General features: G+C 43.4%; 22 protein-coding genes. 13 read left to right on the top strand and 9 right to left on the bottom strand.

Annotated features, from left to right (window positions below):
• Nucleotides 1-18: 18 nt before the first annotated feature.
• Nucleotides 19-945: a tripartite tricarboxylate transporter substrate binding protein gene (locus tag DPF91_RS01350; RefSeq protein ID WP_117232641.1), complete on the bottom strand. Its 927-nt coding sequence runs from the start codon at nt 943-945 to the stop codon at nt 19-21.
• Nucleotides 946-1,023: 78 nt separating this feature from the next.
• Entirely contained in the window at nt 1,024-1,497 is a 474-nt protein-coding gene (locus DPF91_RS01355; RefSeq protein WP_117232642.1) for a hypothetical protein, read from the bottom strand.
• Between the two features lie 733 nt (nt 1,498-2,230).
• Between DPF91_RS01355 and DPF91_RS01365 the strand changes: the two genes are divergently transcribed.
• Together DPF91_RS01365 and DPF91_RS01370 are read left to right on the top strand one after the other, a co-directional pair.
• Nucleotides 2,231-3,385, top strand: a complete 1,155-nt coding sequence (locus DPF91_RS01365) for an amino acid permease (RefSeq protein ID WP_117232644.1) — start codon at nt 2,231-2,233, stop codon at nt 3,383-3,385.
• 213 nt (nt 3,386-3,598) lie between these two features.
• Complete coding sequence (locus DPF91_RS01370) at nt 3,599-5,542, top strand: methyl-accepting chemotaxis protein (protein WP_117232645.1); 1,944 nt, start codon at nt 3,599-3,601, stop codon at nt 5,540-5,542.
• Nucleotides 5,543-5,580: 38 nt separating this feature from the next.
• Here DPF91_RS01370 and DPF91_RS01375 read toward each other — a convergent pair whose 3' ends face one another.
• Nucleotides 5,581-5,802: a VF530 family protein gene (locus DPF91_RS01375; RefSeq protein WP_117232646.1), complete on the bottom strand. Its 222-nt coding sequence runs from the start codon at nt 5,800-5,802 to the stop codon at nt 5,581-5,583.
• A 132-nt stretch (nt 5,803-5,934) separates the two neighbouring features.
• Here DPF91_RS01375 and DPF91_RS01380 point away from each other — a divergent pair, with 132 nt between their 5' ends.
• Nucleotides 5,935-7,398: a NarK family nitrate/nitrite MFS transporter gene (locus DPF91_RS01380; protein WP_117232647.1), complete on the top strand. Its 1,464-nt coding sequence runs from the start codon at nt 5,935-5,937 to the stop codon at nt 7,396-7,398.
• On the opposite strand, the gene DPF91_RS01385 is transcribed toward DPF91_RS01380, so the two are convergent.
• Entirely contained in the window at nt 7,395-7,799 is a 405-nt protein-coding gene (locus tag DPF91_RS01385; RefSeq protein ID WP_117232648.1) for a TrmO family methyltransferase domain-containing protein, read from the bottom strand. The genes DPF91_RS01380 and DPF91_RS01385 overlap by 4 nt on opposite strands.
• Nucleotides 7,800-8,048: 249 nt before the next feature.
• Between DPF91_RS01385 and DPF91_RS01390 the strand changes: the two genes are divergently transcribed.
• Both DPF91_RS01390 and DPF91_RS01395 read left to right on the top strand, forming a co-directional pair.
• A complete protein-coding gene (locus DPF91_RS01390; RefSeq protein WP_117232649.1) occupies nt 8,049-8,456 on the top strand; it encodes a GFA family protein in 408 nt (135 codons plus the stop codon).
• 152 nt (nt 8,457-8,608) lie between these two features.
• Nucleotides 8,609-8,812 carry a pyrophosphatase gene (locus DPF91_RS01395; protein ID WP_117232650.1) on the top strand — a complete coding sequence of 68 codons (204 nt, stop codon included), beginning with the start codon at nt 8,609-8,611 and terminating at the stop codon, nt 8,810-8,812.
• A gap of 249 nt (nt 8,813-9,061) precedes the next feature.
• Here DPF91_RS01395 and DPF91_RS01400 read toward each other — a convergent pair whose 3' ends face one another.
• From DPF91_RS01400 to DPF91_RS01410, 4 genes are all read right to left on the bottom strand, one after another.
• A complete protein-coding gene (locus DPF91_RS01400; protein ID WP_117232651.1) occupies nt 9,062-9,658 on the bottom strand; it encodes a glutathione S-transferase family protein in 597 nt (198 codons plus the stop codon).
• A gap of 222 nt (nt 9,659-9,880) precedes the next feature.
• Nucleotides 9,881-10,288: a V10 pilin gene (locus DPF91_RS01405; RefSeq protein ID WP_338116854.1), complete on the bottom strand. Its 408-nt coding sequence runs from the start codon at nt 10,286-10,288 to the stop codon at nt 9,881-9,883.
• A gap of 66 nt (nt 10,289-10,354) precedes the next feature.
• Complete coding sequence (locus DPF91_RS22355; RefSeq protein ID WP_338116857.1) at nt 10,355-10,414, bottom strand: prepilin-type N-terminal cleavage/methylation domain-containing protein; 60 nt, start codon at nt 10,412-10,414, stop codon at nt 10,355-10,357.
• Nucleotides 10,415-10,542: 128 nt separating this feature from the next.
• Nucleotides 10,543-11,001 (bottom strand): HPP family protein, encoded by a 459-nt coding sequence (locus DPF91_RS01410; RefSeq protein WP_117232652.1) that lies wholly within the window; start codon nt 10,999-11,001, stop codon nt 10,543-10,545.
• Nucleotides 11,002-11,133: 132 nt separating this feature from the next.
• Between DPF91_RS01410 and DPF91_RS01415 the strand changes: the two genes are divergently transcribed.
• Nucleotides 11,134-11,682 carry a TetR/AcrR family transcriptional regulator gene (locus tag DPF91_RS01415; RefSeq protein WP_117232653.1) on the top strand — a complete coding sequence of 183 codons (549 nt, stop codon included), beginning with the start codon at nt 11,134-11,136 and terminating at the stop codon, nt 11,680-11,682.
• Between the two features lie 78 nt (nt 11,683-11,760).
• Nucleotides 11,761-12,351, top strand: coding sequence for a TetR/AcrR family transcriptional regulator (locus DPF91_RS01420; RefSeq protein ID WP_117232654.1), 591 nt, complete (start codon nt 11,761-11,763; stop codon nt 12,349-12,351).
• Here the strand turns inward: DPF91_RS01420 and DPF91_RS01425 are convergent.
• Complete coding sequence (locus tag DPF91_RS01425; RefSeq protein WP_117233179.1) at nt 12,334-13,248, bottom strand: LysR family transcriptional regulator; 915 nt, start codon at nt 13,246-13,248, stop codon at nt 12,334-12,336. The two genes, DPF91_RS01420 and DPF91_RS01425, sit on opposite strands and share 18 nt — an antisense overlap.
• 128 nt (nt 13,249-13,376) lie before the next feature.
• Here DPF91_RS01425 and DPF91_RS01430 point away from each other — a divergent pair, with 128 nt between their 5' ends.
• The 6 genes from DPF91_RS01430 to DPF91_RS01455 all read left to right on the top strand — a co-directional run bounded on the left by DPF91_RS01430 (nt 13,377) and on the right by DPF91_RS01455 (nt 18,692).
• Nucleotides 13,377-14,375, top strand: coding sequence for an NADP-dependent oxidoreductase (locus DPF91_RS01430; protein ID WP_117232655.1), 999 nt, complete (start codon nt 13,377-13,379; stop codon nt 14,373-14,375).
• A gap of 144 nt (nt 14,376-14,519) precedes the next feature.
• On the top strand, nt 14,520-15,668 hold the full coding sequence (locus DPF91_RS01435) for an iron-containing alcohol dehydrogenase (RefSeq protein ID WP_117232656.1): 1,149 nt from the start codon (nt 14,520-14,522) through the stop codon (nt 15,666-15,668).
• 277 nt (nt 15,669-15,945) lie between these two features.
• Nucleotides 15,946-16,371, top strand: a complete 426-nt coding sequence (locus DPF91_RS01440; protein ID WP_117232657.1) for a hypothetical protein — start codon at nt 15,946-15,948, stop codon at nt 16,369-16,371.
• Between the two features lie 143 nt (nt 16,372-16,514).
• Nucleotides 16,515-17,381: a patatin-like phospholipase family protein gene (locus tag DPF91_RS01445; protein ID WP_117232658.1), complete on the top strand. Its 867-nt coding sequence runs from the start codon at nt 16,515-16,517 to the stop codon at nt 17,379-17,381.
• Between the two features lie 146 nt (nt 17,382-17,527).
• Complete coding sequence (locus DPF91_RS01450; RefSeq protein WP_117232659.1) at nt 17,528-18,070, top strand: TetR/AcrR family transcriptional regulator; 543 nt, start codon at nt 17,528-17,530, stop codon at nt 18,068-18,070.
• Nucleotides 18,071-18,185: 115 nt separating this feature from the next.
• Nucleotides 18,186-18,692: a GNAT family N-acetyltransferase gene (locus DPF91_RS01455; protein WP_117232660.1), complete on the top strand. Its 507-nt coding sequence runs from the start codon at nt 18,186-18,188 to the stop codon at nt 18,690-18,692.
• Nucleotides 18,693-18,814: the final 122 nt, after the last annotated feature.

Here is an 18,814-nt window from a genome sequence, read left to right on the forward strand (position 1 = left end):
ACACTAAGCTCTATAAACCTAGTTAATTAGTGTACCAAGTGCTTTGGTATCTTCAGCAACAAACGATGTGAACTCTTCAGCATTCATTGGGTGGATAGTCATCGCACCTTTTTCCATGAACTCTTTGAATTCAACTGTTGCCATTGCTTCGTCAAACGCTTTACCTAGAGTTTCAATCACTTCGTCTGGCGTGTTCTTAGGAGCGCCAATACCACGCCATGTACCTGTTACAACGTCAACACCTTGCTCTTTTAGAGTCGGTACGTCTGGGATGTAAGAGATACGCTCATTAGACATAACACCTAGCGCTTTTAGCTGACCTGAACGAAGCTGAGCAATCGCTTCACCCGGAGTTACCATAGTAACGTCTGTGTGTTTACCAAGTACCGCAGGGATAGCTTCTGAAGCACCGTTGTATGGAATCGCGTTTAGCTTGATACCTTGGTCTTTTTCTAATGCCATTAGGTAGAAGTTTGGCGCAGCTGTTGATGCAAACTTCACCACACCATCACCTTTCTTCGCTTCTGCGATTAGGTCGTTAATTGTGTTGTATGGGCTGTCAGCTGAAACCAAAACTACCGCTGGGTCTAGGTTAACCATACGAATCAGTTTAAAGTCACTTGCGTCGTGCTGCATCAGACCCATTTGAGGAAGTGATGCAATCTCACGAGTCACGACTGTAAGAGTGTAACCATCTGCACGTTGCTGTGCGCCAAAGCTCATACCTACTGCACCTGCACCACCAGTACGGTTCATTACCGCGATGTTTTGGCCAAGAATGTCTTTCGCTGAATTTGCCAGTGTACGACCAACAGCATCAGTACCGCCACCAGCACCGAAAGGCACGACTAGGCGAATATTCTTAGATGGGTAATCAGCAGCAACTGCGGTTGCGGATACCATAATGCCTGCAGCGACAAGTAGAGACTTTAGTAATTTATTCATAATTTCGACCTTTTCTTTATCTAATTACTTATAATTTTCAATGTGTTAATCCATCATTCAAATAGTTAAATGACTGAGTTAATCACGGTAGCTATGCGTAGGGTTTTGTATCTTTTGGTTTTGATATTCGCTCATACACAGTTGTTCGATTGCCACTGCAATCCAACCTGCGATAAGCATGTCATACCACTGCTCCACACCGCTGCAAGCCACCACTACGTCGCCGTAGACAAATGAGCCAAAGAAAAGTAGATCGTCTTTTCGCAGTGAAGAGGTATGTAGGGTTTGTTGATTAAGGTTTGCAGCGCCATTGCGCCAGGCTTGTTGCGCCTTCTTGCGTGCAAACTGATCAAAAGGAGCAGTCCATTCTTCTGGAGTGCCTAACGAAGACTCACACAAAATAGCTTCTTCAAATGAAGATTCCCACGGTTTGATTGTTGGGTCCATCACCACTATGTGCAGTTCTTTACGATTGGTTCGCTCAAACAGTCGTTCAATAGACGGTTTAACCAACTCAATAGCATCAAATGCTATTTCAGAATGAGATTTCATTCTCTTGTCCTTGTTCTAAAGTTTTCCTGACAAAAGAAATGATATTGTATGATTTATGATTGATGAATAATGAAACGAAATAAATGATATCTGGATCACTCAGCTCAATAACAAATAATGACCCAGATCCCTTTATTTAAGTGGTTTATAAAAATTCTAGTGATAGTCATCACACTGATATTCGCAAGCAATAACCATAAAGTACATTAACATTTAATCAACAAGCATAATTCATACAAATATCACCTATATAGGGCATAGCGCCAATATGGAGAACGGTTATGGAGATTAGCTCAAACGCTCTCGACATGTTGTTGAACAGAAATTAATCATGTGACCCCGCACGACTTGCTTTTCCAGTCAGCTTCTCGTTAGTATCAAAGCTCCTCTCGATGTTCCAGAGGAAGGCAGCGCAAGGAGCACTGCTTGATCATCTATGGATTGTCTCAACACGTTGGACAAAATCATGAACTTCAAAATCACATCTGGCCCGATTATTGAGCCAACTGAGGGTTCACCTCACCACATACTCGCTGAAAACGTCAACCCTGCTATCCAAACACCTCCAGCGATCTACGCTACCCAAACAAACGCTTCGTTTGCGTATCTCACACGCACATCCTGCTTAAAAGCACACTATTCGTATTATTTTTGATTGTTAGCCATCGCGCTAGGCCTGCGCACATCTGGACTTTGTCGTTCAAACCTTTACATCAAAAATAAGTACGAAATTATGAATTCTAAACTTTTAGGGAGTTCCCTAATTATCTCCGGCACGGCTTTAGGTGCTGGTATGCTCGCGATCCCAATGGTACTGGCTCAATTTGGCCTACTCTACGGGACACTTCTAATGATCTTCATCTGTGTAGGTACAGCCTATGCAGCTCTTCTTCTGCTTGAAGCGACGATTAAAACCGGCGGCGGCTTAGGCCTGAACTCGGTAGCTCGCAAGACTCTAGGGAAATGGGGGCAACTCAGTACCAACGCTCTGGTATACGCCTTACTCATCTGTCTGCTAATGGCATACATTCTTGGAGCGGGTGATCTCGTTACCCAACTCTGTAACTACTTTGGTATCTCACTGAGTTCTGTAGAAAGCCAAATTAGCTTTACCTTGATTGCTGGACTCGCCATTGTGTGTGGAACAAATGTCATCGATAAACTTAATCGTGTGTTGTTCCTAGTGATGATCTTGAGCCTACTCGCGACATTAACCTTCTTGTTCCCAGATATGAACTTCACTCGTTTATCCGACGACCTAAGCCATGATCATTTGGGATTGATTAAAACCAGCGCCGTACTCTTTACCAGCTTTGGTTCTATGGTGGTGATCCCTTCTTTGGCTTCCTACAACCATGAAGCGACAGACAAACAACTGCGTAATATGGTGATTCTAGGCTCGGTGATCCCTCTTGTTTGTTACCTTGCATGGCTTTATGCGGTGGTGGGTAATATCGAATCTGAACATCTTCGCTCATTAAACGGTGTTAGTGGTTTAATTGCGGCATTTCAGAACAAATCAAGCTGGATAGCGACACTTTTGTCACTGTTCACAGGTCTAGCGCTACTGACCTCGTTTTTTGGTGTGGCGATGGCTTTGTACAACCAGAACCGCGACATGTTCAATCAGAATAAGTGGGTGACCTATGTGATTACCTTCATTATTCCGTTGATTGGTGCAGTGGTTGCTGCGGATAAGTTCCTTGCTGTACTGGGCTACGCAGGCATCATTTTGGTGTTCCTGGCAGTATTTATCCCACTACTCATGGTACATAGCTTACGCAACGCAAAAGTAGAAGAATCGCGCTATCAAGCGGAAGGTGGAAACATTCTACTTGTTTTAAGCTGGGCGTTTGGTGGTTTCCTACTGGTCTCTCAACTTATCTAAGTAGGCTAGGATAGTTTCAGCGCTTTTCGACTGTGAAAAGCGCTGAAATCTCTAAGGCAGTTTTTCTTTAAAAATCATCGAACCCCTTCTAAATAACAGTAAAACTGTCGCAGAAACCTCATTTTCATAATCAACTTCCAAATAGAGAACCATTTAAGGCATACTGATAGTAATAACAAAGTACTAACTATAAACGTATTAATAAGGATGTTTATGCGTCAGTTATCAATAGCTTTAAGGATAAAGCTAGGTTTTGCCGTTTGTTTGCTATTTTTCATCATCTCCGGTTTGGTCAGCTATCAAGGGATCCAAACTCTATCTAACGGCTTTAATCAATACACGAACCTCAGCCAAGAAAGCACCACATCTGGCGATATTAATGCCCGTTTTCTTGAAATGCGACTCGCATCAGAGCAATACCTATCTACGCTTGATACTCGCTATGACCTAGCCTATCAGCAAAGTTCTAAACAACTGCGTCAAAGCCTGGATTCACTGCTTAGCCAAACATCACATGTCGACGATACATTACAGACTGTGAAGCAAAGTGTGATTGCATTTGAAAGTGCATACCAAGTGATGAAGCAAAACCAAGAGCAAGTGGATCAACTCATCAACGTTGAAATGTCAGATCGCGCAGAGAGCGCCCAGTCTGCCGCACAGAGTTTAATATACGAGTCATACAACTACGATGATGCGAATGCTAGCCTCTATGCCGGCATGTTAATGGAGAACTTCCTGCTAGCAAAAGTTGCAGTTCTCAACTATTCGATGTCTCAAGACCCGAGTTTTGTCGAAGTTGGCAACGACCTATTTGAATACTCGCTACCTGGTATTGAAGGGGATATTGCTTCATTAGAGTCTTCTGACCACCAAGCAGAGCTCATCGCTAAGTTTACCACCGAGCGTCAAGCTTACGCTGAAGGCTTTGCGCTTATCCAGCAACAACTCACGGATAACGCTCTTTATTCTCAGAACCTTCAACAACTCGGTAATCAACTGGCTGACGCAGTGAGTCAAACACAGGCGATTCTATCCCTAGAAAAGCAAGAGTTGACTCCGCAATTACAGCAAAGTGAGAGTCGCTCGGTTCAAATCATCGTAGCCCTTGCTGTGATTACACTGGTGATCGGAACCCTGAGCGCCCTATTTGTGACACGCTCTATCACCAAGGGGATCGCTCAAGTTAAAAAAATCACTGACGAACTTTCTCAGGGTAATCTCGATATAAAGATGAGTGACACAGCAAATGATAAGAATGAGATTGGACAACTGCTCGCCAATATGAACATTACAATTGAATCGTTGCAAGACATTGTCAGCAAGGTTAATCAATCTAGTGTCCGTATCGGTGAGATGTCAGAGTCACTTGATCTGGTCACCACCACCAGTTCAAATAATGCTACTGAGCTTGGTACTCAAATGGCTGATATCAGCCAATCTGTTGTTGAGCTGACCACCAGCACCAGCGAGATCGCGTCCAGCGCCAAACACGCTTCAAGCATTGCACAACAAGCTGCCTCTAACGTTGAAATGGGTTTGAAGGAAGTGGACCAGACGTTGTTTGATATCGACTCGGCTGAAAATCGCATGCAAACCAGTAGTGATAAAGTCGACAGCCTTTACAAAGAAACCATCAACATCGGTGCTATTTTAGAAGTGATTCAAGGTGTGACCGAGCAAACCAACCTTCTCGCCCTTAATGCGGCGATTGAGGCAGCTCGTGCGGGCGAACATGGTCGAGGCTTTGCGGTTGTTGCAGATGAAGTTAGAACCCTTGCTCAACGCACACAAGACTCGGCAAGCCAAATCAATGATTTGATCACATCACTGCAAAGTGGAGCAAATGAAGCTCTGTCGTCGATTCGTAACAGCCACGAGACTGTGACTCAAGCATCTAAGCAAGCTAAACAAGCCTCGCAGAACCTGCATGTGATCAACCAACATATTCAAGAACTGAGTGCAGCGAACAGTCAAATAGCGACATTTGCTGATCAACAAGATCATTTAACCAAGTCTCTGGAAGAGAATGCCCAACAGGCCAACAGCATTACCGAGAGCAATACAGATTCGGTTCAACATATCTCAAATGCAGCACACGATCTTATCGAGGTGGCACATAACCTAGAACATCAAGTTAACCGCTTCAAATACTAGGGTCTGTTTACTAGAAAACAAGCATGAAACGTCTACCGTTATTCGCAGAAAGTGCGGATGTAAAGTTCTTCGACTTTATCGCGAGCCCACTGAGTGCGACGTAAGAACTTAAGCGAAGACTTAATTGAAGGGTTGTTGTAGAAACAGTTAATCTGAATCTCTGCATCTAGCCCTTCCCAGCCATAGTGCTCTTGAAGCTGAATCAGCATCTTCTCTAAAGTGATGCCATGGAGTGGATTGTTGGGCTGCTCTTGACTCATCAGTCTTGCCTTTGTCGCAATAAATGGGTGGCAAGTGTAGCAGAGCATGGATCATCTCTACAGTTCAATCGCACTTTACCCTACAATCTGCATTATGCTCACTGATTCAACAGACCCCAAATATTGCGACACATGGACAGTTTTAAGCTCTTATCCTTCAATGGAAAAATGAAAACCCTCCACTTGAGCTGGATGGCCTTTTTCATCACTTTTTTGGTGTGGTTTAACCTCGCGCCACTTCTGCCGATGATTAAAGCGTCGCTGCAATTGAGTGACCAACAGGTTAAAGCCTTGCTTGTACTCAATGTGGCATTAACTATCCCAGCACGTGTCATTATTGGCGCTCTCACCGATAAGCTCGGCCCAAGGCGCGTATACTCCTCATTACTACTTCTCTGTTCCATTCCATGCTTTGTTTTTGCACTTGCCACCAGCTTTGAAATAGCAGCAATCGCACGCTTCTTACTCGGCTTTATTGGTGCTGGATTCGTAATTGGTATACGCCTTATCTCGGAATGGTTCAGCTATCGTCAACTTGGAACGGCGGCTGGCATCTATGGTGGCTGGGGTAACTTTGGTTCGGCCGCGGCTGCGTTTACACTTCCTACTATCGCACTTTGGTTTGGTGGAGAAGAAGGTTGGCGTTGGGCGATAGGCTTCACTGGACTATTGAGTGTCATCTTCGCCTGGATCTTCTTCTGCTCAATATCAGATACACCAAAAGGTGAATCCTACTACACGCCCAAAAAGGCCTCTGCAATTGAGATAACCTCCAAAAGAGATTTCGTATTACTCGTTGTTTGTAAGCTGCCAATGTATGTCGCCCTCGGTTTGCTCACTTGGCAACTTGGTGAGAGCCGGATCAACTTGTTCAGTGCTTCGATCAGTCTCATCGTTTACCTGCTACTTACCGGGCTCTACCTGTGGCAAATCTATGAGTGCTATAAGGTAAACAAAGCGGTCTTTGACAAGCCTGTTGAACAAGAAAGCCGATACGAGTTCAAACAAGTAGCGATCCTGAACGTTCTTTACTTCGCTACTTTTGGCTCCGAGCTTGCTGTCGTTTCTATCCTACCGTTGTTCTTTATTGAGACTTTTGAATTGTCCCCCGTTTTCGCGGGCATGGTCGCATCGTCTTACGCCTTTATGAACCTAATGTCGCGCCCTGCTGGAGGGTGGCTATCCGATCATATAGGTCGCAAACCGATATTGATTGTATTGAGTTTTGGTCTTGCTTTGGGTTACTTGGCAATGGCTTATATTGAGTCAAGTTGGCCGTTGCCTCTTGCGATCATCGTTACCATGCTTTGCTCGTTCTTTGTCCAAGCTGGAGAGGGGGCAGTATTTGCAACCGTCCCACTCATTCAGCGAAGATTAACAGGACAAATCTCTGGCATGATTGGCGCTTACGGTAATGTCGGGGCGGTTATCTATCTAACTGCCCTAACGCTCCTAGACTATCAACAATTCTTCATGTTTGTTGCTGCGACTTCTGTTGTCAGTTTTGCTATCAGCTTTATGTTTAAAGAGCCCACTGGGCACATCATCGAAATCAACGCCGATGGAAGCAAACGAAAGATCGATGTCGCGAGTTAATCGATTTGGTTTGGTCGCTCAAAGTAAATGGCGGGCTTAATATCAATCAAGGCGGTTTGGTTAAGGCAATCCAACCCACGCACAGCAATGTTCATCTCTCCAATGGACTCAATCTTCACGACGGCAGCCCCAATTGGATTAGGCCGGTGTGGAGTTCTTAGAGCAAACGATCCTTTTCGTTGCTCCTCTCCGTACACTTCAACTTTCCGATTTGCTTCACCTAACCAGTACATCACTAGAATGTAGTCCCCTTTGCACAATCCATTTAGCCCTTCCAGGTACGCTTCATCAATCTCAATGGAGCACTCAGGACCATCTACAGGATCTATGTTGTTGGGACACTCTTTGATGGATTGATATGGCGTTGATATTTGACCAATAAACGTTAATTCAACCGACATTTTATTTCTCCTATTGAACGTTTCTCTTTGATTGAAGGGGATAGATCACTTTTCATTACTAAGTTATTCGTCAGATCACTCCACTCCACTCCACTCCACTCCACTCTAAAATCATACCAATAAGTATGATTTAAAAAAGCAAAAAGATCAAAAAATAATACCTACAAGTATGATTATGTGTTTTGGATAAAAGTTAAACCTTGCCTAAGATTGAGTGAGTCAAGGAGATCAGGCAGACAAGGAGTGTTGATGGGTATTAAGTGGGTTGGAGAAACAGAAATAAAAGAAAAGCACACGGCGAGTTGTCATTGCGGAGCGGTAGAGTTAGAGCTAACTCTACCCAACGGAATTGAAAACCCGAGGCGTTGCAATTGCTCCATATGCCGCAGAAAAGGGGCAATCATGGCATCGGTGAACCTTGATGGAATCAAGATACTGAAAGGAAAAGAGGCATTAAAGCTATATCAATTTAATACCCAAACTGCGAAGCATTTCTTCTGTTCAAATTGCGGTATTTATACCCATCATCAAAGACGCTCAAACCCAAACGAGTATGGCTTTAATGTTGCGTGCCTAGAGGGGGTCGACCCTTTCTTACTCGGTGATATTGAGGAGAATGATGGAGTCAACCATCCAGCTGATGTCGTAGGAAAATAAAGTTTGATCAAAAATGTAGTTCGATCAATAGATGGTGCACATCACAGTCTTGCTTTCATACAAATCTGACATTGATGAATGCCGAAAGCTATCGATATAAACGTCAATATATTGTACTATTCCATCCGTATTTATACTTATTAGGATTTTCTATGTTAATTCACGAATTTTCGAATAAGGACGTTACCGCTGAGAATGTAATTTTAGCTCAAGCAATACTAGCAGGGACTGCTCAAGGTGATAAAAGTAAAGCACAGCGCTTTATGATTTTTGTAAATGAGATTCCCGATGCACCGACTGTGCAAAGTCTGATTCCACGCTTTAGTCAATTTATGAAGCGCTTTAAAGCCAGTTGACATTCAGGGTACATTACACAGGGATGTGTAATTAAGATCACCAAATCCCCCCTCCCTAAACACTACCTACTTTTAAACTCTATCTGACTCTATACTCGCTCTATATCTAGCCATTGTTGCCCGAGAACATTAGAGTTTGTTCAATTTTAAAACGTTTCTGAACAAAGCCATTTTAAGTGGTTGTCCTAAATGGCTTCTATCAGATTAGAAAAAGTATCTTGAAACCTTAAATACTTGTTACTCGCGTGGTTAAGACATACCTACATAACCATCTAGTGACGAAATATTGTCTATCCAATGTTGAATATTTGGGTAATCTGTAAGATCAAAGCCACCTTCATCTGCCACATGGGTATACGCATACAAAGCAATGTCAGCGATCGTCATTTGCTCACAAACCAAATATGCCGTCTTTGACAATTGTTGTTCCATTATACCTAATGCTTTGTTACCACCATCTTGTAAGGAGTTAAATTCCTCTACTCTATGCTCAGGCATACCCAGATATTTTTGAATAAAACGAGCTACAGCGATGTATGGCTCATGTGAGTATTGTTCAAAGAAGAGCCACTCATAAACCTTAGCTCTTAAATAATTATCTTGAGGCAAGAGTTCGCTATTTTCAGCAAAGAACCCCAAAATAGCATTCGATTCACACAACACCCTGTTGTCATCCAATACAACGGTTGGAATCTTTCCATTAGGGTTAATTAACAGAAATTCAGAGGTTTGAGTCTCACCTTCTAAGATATTAACGTGTTTCCACTGATGCTCAATATCTAAGAGTGAGAGTAGCAATTTAACTTTTAAGCAGTTTCCCGACTGCAAATCTCCATATACAATCATGCTATGCTATCTCCATGCATTATTTATTTGAAGCGTATAACGCTAATTGAATGGCCAACAGCCATCTTTATCTCTCATATAGTGCCGATTTTCACTTACCGGCTCAATGACAAACCTATATAGACAGCGGGCCGCGAGGATTAAGATAAATAAAAATCGTTAGAGTTTAATTGGTTCTCCTCTAAATCAATCAGACTCTAACGCTTGGAAAATTCGGTTCTTTTAACAACCAGAGGTTTCGGATATCACTTCAATCTGAGCTGACTCTTCCATTGCTGCAGTATACTTCACGTAACATTTGGTACTCTCAATGGCAGAGTTAAAATCAGAACCTGAGTAATTACCCAGCACTTTGGATTGAGTGGCAATCCAGTAATCAGGTGTCGAGACTGTTCCATGGTTGTGCGCTGCCCAAACCCACTCTTTTGATAAGTCATGATAGCCTTCATTCAATTCCATAAACTGAACTAAACCACTGGTATCCGTTGTTGGATAACCATATTGCAAGTTACCATGCTCACCACCACCCAGTTCAACGCTATATAACGGTTCATTCTCTTTGCTCTCGACCGCTGCTTTAGAGTAGGCCATTGATGCCGCATCAGCGACTGCTGCTTTTAATCCTTCCATTGAAGCGGCCTTAGCATCACTCTGAAGGTTCAAAAACCTCGGCGCTGCCACTGCACTTAAAAGCCCTCAAATAACAATAACCACAACCAATTCTATTAAAGTAAAACCCTTCTGCTTCGCTCTCATCTTCACTCTTCTTACCTCATAATTGAAGAGTGAACCTTAATCACGCTTTGTCACCATAATGTCATGCAAATACCACTAAGTGGCTGTTTCAGAAAAGACTGACAGACTCTCACTGCAGTGAAGGGTAACTATGCTGCAGACCTCTGCACCTTATCCTGCATGAGATGAAATACCTTACCCACCAATACGATAGTGACCGCACCTAACAACACGGGTGTGATCAAGAACCCCCAGCTTTGACCAGATAACATAATCAACATTGGGTTCGCCCCGGCTGGCGGATGTGTCGTTTTGCTCATCAACATAGCGGTGACTCCCAAGCCAGTAGCAACAGCCAGAGTCATCGCATTGACACCTATATACTGAGTAAATATCACACCAATTAGAGCCGTGATTAGATGCCCAAATACAACGTTCTTCGGTTGAGCAAGTGGGCTATTTGGTAAACCAAACACCAACACAGTCGTTGCACCAAATGGCGCCATAATTAACGCAACTTGCGTCATCGACGCTTCCAAATGCGATAACACACCAATGGCTAAAGCCGCCCCTAAGCCAGCAAAGCTGGACACCATAATGTTATTCATTTTCTTACCTATTCAATCTCAGTTTTAAAACAATACAAAGTAGACAAATCTGTCTACCAAATAAAATAGACAACTCGGTCTACTCTTGTCAAACTGTTTCTATTCATTCAATAACAAGAAATGAGGCGTGAAGTGAGCAAGAAGCGTCAACTACTAGTAGATACAGCGTTAGATCTCTTTTATCACCAAGGAGTTAACAACATCGGTATCAATGAGATTCTTAAGGTCTCTGGTGTCGCCAAGCGAACCCTTTATAGCCACTTTGAAAGCAAAGATGCTCTGCTTCTTGCTGCGTTAGAGCAACGCCACAACAATTTCATCGACTGGCTAGCCAAAGAGCTAAAAGGCGCTGACTCCCAGCAGCAAGTGATTGATCAGGTATTTGGCGGTTTAGAGAAATGGTTTACCAATCAAGCTGAGCAGCTAGGTCGATTCAGGGGGTGCTTCTTCATCAATACGTCAGCAGAGTTCAGTGATATCGAAAGTGATGTCGTGAAGTATTGTCGCTTCCACAAAGCAGAGGTCAAAGCCCTTATTAGCCGACACTTACTGAGCAAAAACCATAACCTACTGGACGCCATCTGCATCATGAAAGAGGGTGCAATTACTACCGCATACATGACAGGACAAGGCGTTGAAGTCAGTAGAAAGAGCGCAGAGATATTGAAGTCAATTCAATAAGAGCCATGATTACAACTTGCGTGACAGGGTACTAAAATCATACTATATCGTATGATTTGGTGTTTAAGGTGTTAGTAAATGGGAAAGATGGAGCAAAATAGAGAGAAAAAACGCCAAGCGATTATTGGTTCGGCGAAGTCTCTGTTTCTTGAGCAAGGCTACACAGCCACCAGCATGGATAATGTTGCGGCAGCAGCCAAAATGACCAAACAGACCCTATATCGTTATTACGAATCTAAAGAAGTTCTATTTTCCGCCACCCTGAAGCAAATGGGGATTGATGGTCAGGCAGATTTTACTAAACACCTGCAAAACGAAGATAGTGGACTAGCATTGCTCAACTTCTCTACCGACTTCCTACGCTTTCATCTCTCTGAAGAACACCTTGCTACCTACCGACTTTTAGTCTCCGAAAGTCAACAAGCACCTGAAATAGTGCAAAAATTTTTCCAGCAAGGTGAGCATGAAATCAATGCCTCACTGGAGCAGTTTCTCACCCAAAGGTTAAACATATCAGCAGCCGTAGTCCCAAGCGCACTATCCATATTGATGGGGATGCTTTTAGCACCAAGACATGGCGTACTTTTAGGTTTAACAACAATGACAGACAAGGAAATTACTCTACACGCGAGCAATGCCACTCAAGTGTTCTTAAAGAGCTTCACTTAAACCACGCACACGGGCTGTAATGAAATCGACTGCTGCCTTTACCTTTGGCGACGAGTACGCATGCTTTTGGTAAAGCATGTAAATTCCAAGGTGCTGATTTTGGGTCACGCCTATCGGTTGTTCAAACTTCAACTCCACAAGCTCGCCTTTAGCAAGTGCGTCGAGTAAAAACCAGTGTGGCATCATCAAGATTCCTTCACCTTTTATCGCTTTCTCCATCAACCACTTACTATTATTGGTTGTTAATACACTCGACGCCGTGACTTCTTGCCATTCTCCATTCACTTCACTCAGCCAGGGTATTTGTCCAAATGGGGCTTTAAAGCAAAGTCCGCGGTGAGATGGAAGATCGATGGTGGATTGAGGTTTACCAAATCGTTCGAAATAGAGTGGAGAAGCTACAGGAATAAACCGATTATCCATTAACTGTATGGCTACAACGCGTTCGTCAGGGGCAAACCCTCCCCTAATCGCAATATCTACATCGTCTCGATCTAGCTTAGAAAGTTGGTCACTAAATACCACGTCCAATAACACTTCTGGATAGCGTTTAGAAAACTCGTCCAGTATCCGGGTCAAGATTCTTTCGCCAAAATCCACCGTTGAACTGATTTTTAGTGTCCCTGTCGGTAAGGTTTGATAATCCTTCACCGCCTGATCGTATTGATCTAGCTGCTCTATCAACTTAGACACTTGTGCGTAGTATTGAGCCCCCACCTCAGTAAGGGAAACGGTACGAGTCGTACGTTTGAGTAATTGGGCACTTAGTGAAGCTTCTAAGTCCGCAATTCGCCTTGATATAGATGAAGCTGGGACTGAAAACTTCTTTGCCGCTGAAGAGAAGTTGCCCGCTTCGGCGGTTGCAGTGAAATAACGAATTGCGCGTAATTGATCCATCAAAGCCTTAATTATTGTCTTTTTAGCAAAAGAGATTCCTATTTTAGCCTGTATATCTATCAATAAACATGGTTAATACTGATTAACGTTAAATTTTAGATAACAACAATACTTAACAAGGAATAGTCATGAGCCAATACACAGAAATCTTGCTTACTCAACGCCCCGACGGCAACCCTATCGGCCCTCATATGTTTGAGGTCAAACACAAGCCTGTCCCTACCATTGGCCCTGGCCAAATCCTAATTAAACAAACACACATGTCGCTCGATCCCGCTATGCTAGGTTGGATGATGCCAGACACCAACAGCTACATCCCACGAGTTGAACTCGGTGAAGTGATGCGCTCAAGCGGGTTTGGTCAAGTGGTTGAGTCAAACCATCCCGACTTTGCTAAGGGCGATAACGTAATGGGCATGATGGGGTGGACTGAATATCTTGTTTCGACAGGTCAAGGTATCAACAAAGTACAAGCAGGTGTGACCGCAGAAATGGCACTTGCTGTCTTTGCTCTACCAGGCCTGACGGCAACCCAAGGTCTATTCAATATTGGTAAACCTAAAGTGGGTGAAACCATTGTCGTAACAGGTGCGGCAGGCTCTGTCGGCTCTATCGTTGGGCAGCTTGCCAAAGCCGATGGTTTACGAGTTATTGGTGTGGTTGGTAGTGAAGAAAAAGCCGATTGGATCGTTAGCGAGCTTGGTTTCGACGGTGCCATCAATTACAAAACCGATGATTTGGAATCTAAACTTGAAGAATTAACACCTGATGGCGTAGACCTGTTCTTCGAGAATACGGGCGGTCCAATCCAGCACCATATCTTTCATCGTATGAACACACACGGACGCATTATTGTCTGTGGAATGATTGCTGACTACACCGCCGAAGAACCAGCACCTGGCCCTAACTGGATCAACCTAATTAAGAAGCGCATCACGGTTCAAGGTTTTGCGATGCCTGACCATTTCGGTGATGTTCCTAATCTACTGGCGAAGCTGACTCCATACGTAATGCAAGGCAAGGTGAAGTATCGAACGCATACCTTACAGGGCCTAGAAAGTGCGATGACCGGTCTAAATTTATTCTTCACTGGTGAGAACAAAGGTAAATTGCTAGTCGAACTCTAAGTCAATTGAAGATGTGAAATTTTACATACTTAAAGCTCTTTTATGGGAAATTTCACTTATCTAATCTTGATATTTTTACTTTCACAACCAATGAATACTATACATAAAAAACATAATAACCATACACACTACACGGAGTGAACAATGGAATTTTCATACGTAAACCCGACACAAATTTTCTTTGGCAAAGGCCAAATTGCTGCTATCAAAAACGCTGTAGATGCGTCTCAGAAAGTTCTCGTAATTTATGGCGGTGGTTCTATCAAGAAGAACGGCGTGTACGACCAAGTAAGCGAAGCACTTGAAGGCAGAGATTGGGTAGAATTCTCTGGCGTTGAGCCAAACCCAACCAAAGAAACGCTAGACAAAGCAATCGCAATTGTTAAAGAACAAAACATCGATTTCATCCTAGCGGTTGGTGGCGGTTCTGTTATCGATGGCTCTAAATACGTAGCAGCTGCTGCTCACTACGACGGTGACGGTTGGGATATCCTGATTGGTAAGCACAAACCAGAGTCAGCGACTCCAATCGGCGCGATTTTAACCCTTCCTGCAACCGGCTCTGAGTCTAACCAAGGTGCAGTAATTACACGTGCTGAAACTCAAGACAAATTGGCATTCCTATCTCCAACGGTACAACCTAAATTTGCAGTTCTTGACCCTGACGTAATGAAAACTCTACCAGAGCGTCAGCTGATCAACGGTATCGTTGATGCATGGGTTCATACTTGTGAGCAGTACCTAACGCTACCGCACGGTGCAATGGTTCAAGATGGCTACGCAGAAGCACTGCTTCGCACTCTAAAAACCTTGGGGGAGAACTACGACAGCCGTGACAGCGATGAGTGGCGTGCAAACCTAATGTGGTCGGCAAACCAAGCGCTTAACGGTCTTATTGGTAGTGGCGTTCCTCAAGACTGGGCAACGCACATGATTGGTCATGAGTTAACTGCGCTATGGCACGTTGACCACGCGCGGTCTCTTGCGATAGTTCAGCCATCACTGCTACGCAACCAACTTGAACATAAGCGTGCGAAGCTAGAGCAGATGGGAGCTAATGTGTTTGCTCTTGAGGTTGGTGCCGATCTGGCTGAACGCACGATTGATGCAATCGAAGCGTACTATAACGGTCTAGGTGTTGTAACCAAGTTGACTGAGCACGGAGACGACAAGCAAGGCGCTATCGATTCAGTAATCAAGCAGCTAGAATCTCATGGTATGGTCGCTCTGACAGAGAACCAAACCGTGACTCCTGAGCGAGTGCGTGAAATTCTTGAAGAAGCCGTAGCTTAATCAAGCTTAAAATCTAACATAAAGAACGCCACCGCTTTCTGCTGTGGCGTTTTTTTATGCTTTGCTGTTTTTCTATATTTTGCTTTAGTGACAATTCGTTGTGAAATATCCCGCCCCGCATCCAAAAACGTGGGAATGGGTGTGAAAGTATTAGATAACTATCACTTAAGGCTAGAATTCAAACGAATAGTAATGATTATGCAATTACTGTAATACAAACGGATTCAATTTCGTTATAATCGCACGGAAGACTATAAAAATAAGCTATACAGTAATAATGACAAAACCGTTCAGTAAAGGCATCGCGACAGCACAAACCATTGTTAACTTGGTTATGCTGTTATTTATATGGCTAAATGCTACCTCTCCCGAAGCCGGCGTTATTGCATACCTTCTCTTTGCACTAGTGCAATATGGCATCATCATCTTCTATGATAGCAATATCATGCTTTCGAGCTTACTTGATATACTGTTCTCTGGAGTATCGCTGCTCATTCCTTACACCATTCGTATATTTATTGGCGAAGAATTTATTCCCAAGGATACGATATTTACCTCAGAAGTCGTGGCTCAGCATCCACTATTTACCGGCGACCACATGATCGTCTTTGGTCTCGGTTTCTATTTTGTGACGCGTTTTTTAGGTGTCGGTATGGGGTTATGCTTAAGCCAAGCTGAAAAACACAAACAGCTATATACATAGCTGATAATGTGAAGAACTCGAAAACCGTCCAGAAGAAAGTGAAAGGGCGGTTTTTCTTTTTACACACACTTGAAATAGTGCCCTCACTCAGTGGGGAGCAAAATGGTATGATTCTTCATTACACACATAAAGGAATATGAAGAATGGCAAAAACAATCTCGCTTGTTCTTGGCAGTGGTGGAGCAAGAGGCCTCGTTCACATCGGCATCCTACGTTGGCTGCTTGAAAACGATTACCAGATCGAATCTATCTCTGGTTGTTCAATTGGTTCGTTGATTGGCGGAATCTACGCAGCAGGTAAGCTGGATGAGTTTGAAGAGTGGATCACCAGTATTGACCAAAAAGACATGGCAAAGATGCTCGACTTTTCTTGGCAGTCTAGCGGCATGTTCAAGGGCGATAAAATCATTGAAACCTTGCGTGAGCTCATCGGCGATGTTGCGATAGAAGATTTGCCCATTCGTTATACCGCCGTGGCGGCCAATGTCGCTGAGGAAAAAGAAGTTTGGATTCAGTCTGGTTCTTTGTTTGATGCTATCCGTGCTTCTATTTCCCTACCGCTATTCTTTACTCCACACGTCATCAATGGTGAAGAGCTAATCGATGGTGGTGTGTTAAACCCCGTACCTATTGCCCCGACATTCAGCGACAACACAGATTTAACCTTAGCAGTAAACTTAGGTGGTGAGCCTGAAGTTGTCCCTGAAAAACCAATACCGCTCGCCCCTGTTGAAAGCAAAATCCACCACAAGGTGACTCGCTTTATCGATGAGCTCGGCAATAGCGTAAAAGAGAAAATGAGCTTCAACTTTGGTGCCTATGACATTGCCAACCAAGCCTTCGATGCCATGCAATCGACCATTGCTCGCCAAAAACTCGCGGCTTATCCAGCAGACATCACGCTAGAGATCCCTCGCAACGCCTGTGGAACACTGGAGTTTGAGCGTTCAAAAGAGATGATTGATCGTGGCTATAAGTTGGCTAAAGCTAAACTGAGCCAACTTCAGTAATGGTCTATGAACAAATGAGTACGGTTGAAGAACTTTGGCTTCATTTAAAAATCCTCAGCTAACACAACAAAAGATCTTGACGGATCTTTTATCTTCGCTTAATTTACAGACCGTCTGGTCGGTACCTAGTTGAATGAAGCATTAATATGAGTAAAAAACTAAAAATAATTGAAGCGGCTGCTCAGTTGTTTTCTGACATTGGCTTTGAAAAAACCCCGGTATCTCTAATATGTGAAACAGCAGAGGTTTCAAAGGGTGCGGTATTTCATCACTTTAAGAATAAGGATGAGATTCTACGAGCCGTTTTTATTCATATAACAAGCATCATAGAGGAAGCCGATAGAAAAGATGACCATGTTGAGCTACAAAGCGATCAGCTCGAAGCCATGGTCAACACCATCTTTGAAGGGATGACAGCCGCCGAGCATCGTAAGATGTATCAATTCAACTTCAATGTGATGGTGCATCCGGTGACTAGATCCATTGTGGCAGATTTGATTGAAGAACGATACCAAGGATTACAGGCTTCTACCGAAGACGTATTCCGTTCACTGAATCATCCAAACCCAGAGATAGTGACAAAAATGTTCATCGCAGAAGTAGACGGTATTGCAATGAATTACTTACTGAATGACGACTTCCCAATCGATGAGATCAAACAAGAATTCATCAAAAAATACAATAAGTAACTACTTAAATAACACTTGAATCACGCTTAGTTTATTGCGTGATTTTTTTGCACCAAACACCAAACCAACCAGTCGGTTTTATTTGACTTAAGTTGAGATAGAGATAGGTATTACAATGACGACACCATATGAAATTCAATACGAAGCATTCGCCAAAGCTGGTGGGCTTTACGACGAAAGACATGCAAAACTTTATGCAGATTTCACAAACAACCTTATTGCAGACGGCAGCTACTCAATCGTTTTTGAGGGCGTTGCTCACGCTTGCTATACACCTATTACCATCGACGAAGCACCGCATCTAAAGTGCTATGTATTGGCACCACTAGCCGTACTTCCAGAGTTTCAAAGAAAAGGCTACGCAACTAGGCTTATGGAACAAGCCGAAAGTGAACTAGATGCTGACGTCATTTTCGTCATGGGAGAACCATTCCATTACGGTAAGCGCTACAACACACCACATAATGTGTTGCCTCCAGTAAAGACACAGGCACCACTAGAATGTTGGTTTGCTAGAGAACTCACTCCGGGTGCACTAGAGGGTATAGGTAAATCAACATCGACTGTCACGGGCCCATATGCTGAACCCGTGATGTGGGGTCACCCTAGCGAACAGGTTTAATGAAAACGATAAATCAGCGAGAAGCTTCTTGAATAGGATTTAATCGTAAAGGTCACAGACCATAATTGTAAACATATGATAAAAATGGGATTTACAATGTAAATCCCATTTCTTAGTTATGA

Source organism: Vibrio maerlii (assembly GCF_003415655.1).
Taxonomy (GTDB): domain Bacteria; phylum Pseudomonadota; class Gammaproteobacteria; order Enterobacterales; family Vibrionaceae; genus Vibrio; species Vibrio maerlii.